Source organism: Stenotrophomonas capsici, assembly GCF_034961085.1.
Taxonomy (GTDB): domain Bacteria; phylum Pseudomonadota; class Gammaproteobacteria; order Xanthomonadales; family Xanthomonadaceae; genus Stenotrophomonas; species Stenotrophomonas capsici.
Genome location: NZ_JAYFUH010000207.1, coordinates 1 through 1,365, shown reverse-complemented (window position 1 = coordinate 1,365; position 1,365 = coordinate 1). Strand labels below are relative to the sequence as shown.

Below are 1,365 nucleotides of genomic sequence, written 5' to 3'. Positions count from 1 at the left end.
CTTGTCCGGGATCTCGACGTATTGGGTGTACATGCGCAGCACCACCTGGTGCTGCCCGTTGGGCAGCGCGGTGGCCTGTGCATCAAAACGGCGGAACACCCCTTCGATCTTCTGGCCGAAGCGGGTGCGGATCTCGAAGCCGAACTGTGAATGGGCCGGGTCGAACTGGGGCGGTTCCGCCGCGAAGGACGAAACCGGCCCGATCAGCAAGCCCAGCAGCAGCCCGCCACGGAACAAACCCATGGACTTACGGCCACCAGAACGCCGCCAGACGGGCAATGCCCGGTTCTATCGATGCCTCCATCGGCAGCGACAGCACCGCCACCGAGGCCGGCGGCATGCCGCGGTAATCCCCGGACTGGCCGCTGTGCATCAGCGCCACCAGCTGTTCCAGGCCCGGGTTGTGGCCCACCACCAGCAAGCGTTCGACCTCGCGGTGTTCATCCAGCAACGCGGCCAGGGTGCCGGGCACGGCGTCGTAGATGCGCTCCTCCAGCCGCTGCTCGACGTAGCCGGTCAGTGCCAGCACCGCCTCCAGCGTCTCGCGGGTCCGTCGCGCCGGCGAACACAGCACCCGGTCCGGGGTGAGCTTCTGCTCCAGCAGCCAGCGCCCGGCGGCCTCGGCCTCGGCCAGCCCGTGCGGGGAAAGGGGACGATCGATGTCGGCCAGGCCGTTGTTGGCCGGTTCGGCATGGGCATGTCGCAGCAGGATCAGTTCACGCATGGCCGGGGAGTACTCCTGTCAGACCTTGTTCAACCATTTGAGTAGCGGCTCCCAGTCCTGCTGGTGCTCGCGTACCTGGGCGGAGTGATAGTCGAACAGGCTGCGGCCCAGCCCGACCATCACCACGTAGCTTTGGCTGTCGCGCAGCTGCGCGACCACCTCATACGGCCATTGGCCCAGCATCTGCCGGGCCTGTTGCGATGTCTGCGTCCACGGTTTGGTGCGGTTGAGCACCAGCCCCACCGGCAGCGCGCGCGAATGCACGCGCTTGAGCTTGGACAGGCTGTTGAGGAAGCCGACGATGGCCTCGATGTCCAGGGCCGAGGGCAGGACCGGCACCACCACCGCGTCGGCGATGTCGGTGAAGCGCTCCAGGTCCTCGCCGTAGGCGCCGGCGGGGGCATCGATGATGACCTGCTCGGTGCCGTCGGGGATCAGCTTTTCCCAGTTCTTCTTGCGGTGCACGTCGACCGGCAGCACGGCGCTGTCCAGCATGGCCCGGCGCTCGGCCCAGCGGCTGCTGGAGCCTTGCGGATCGGCATCGGCAATCACCGTGGCATGGCCTGCCAGGGCCGAATGCGCGGCCAGGTGGGTGGCGATGGTGGTCTTGCCGACACCGCCCTTGGAGCCGGCTACCAGGA

2 protein-coding genes and 1 pseudogene are annotated in these 1,365 nt (G+C 67.6%); all 3 read right to left on the bottom strand.

The genetic code is table 11. The annotated features are described in order from the left end of the window. Positions 1-243 (bottom strand): annotated as a pseudogene (locus tag VA603_RS11470) (YceI family protein); the annotation flags it as partial. A 4-nt stretch (positions 244-247) separates the two neighbouring features. Beyond that, entirely contained in the window at positions 248-724 is a 477-nt protein-coding gene (locus tag VA603_RS11465) for a SixA phosphatase family protein (RefSeq protein WP_132862348.1), read from the bottom strand. An 18-nt stretch (positions 725-742) separates the two neighbouring features. Then, a complete protein-coding gene (locus tag VA603_RS11460; protein ID WP_323438919.1) occupies positions 743-1,363 on the bottom strand; it encodes a ParA family protein in 621 nt (206 codons plus the stop codon). Between the last annotated feature and the right edge of the window lie 2 nt (positions 1,364-1,365).

Coding starts and splice junctions, on each gene's coding strand:
- VA603_RS11465 (WP_132862348.1), bottom strand. CDS start 724: ATGCGTGAACTGATCCTGCTGCGACATGCCCATGCCGAACCGGCCAAC.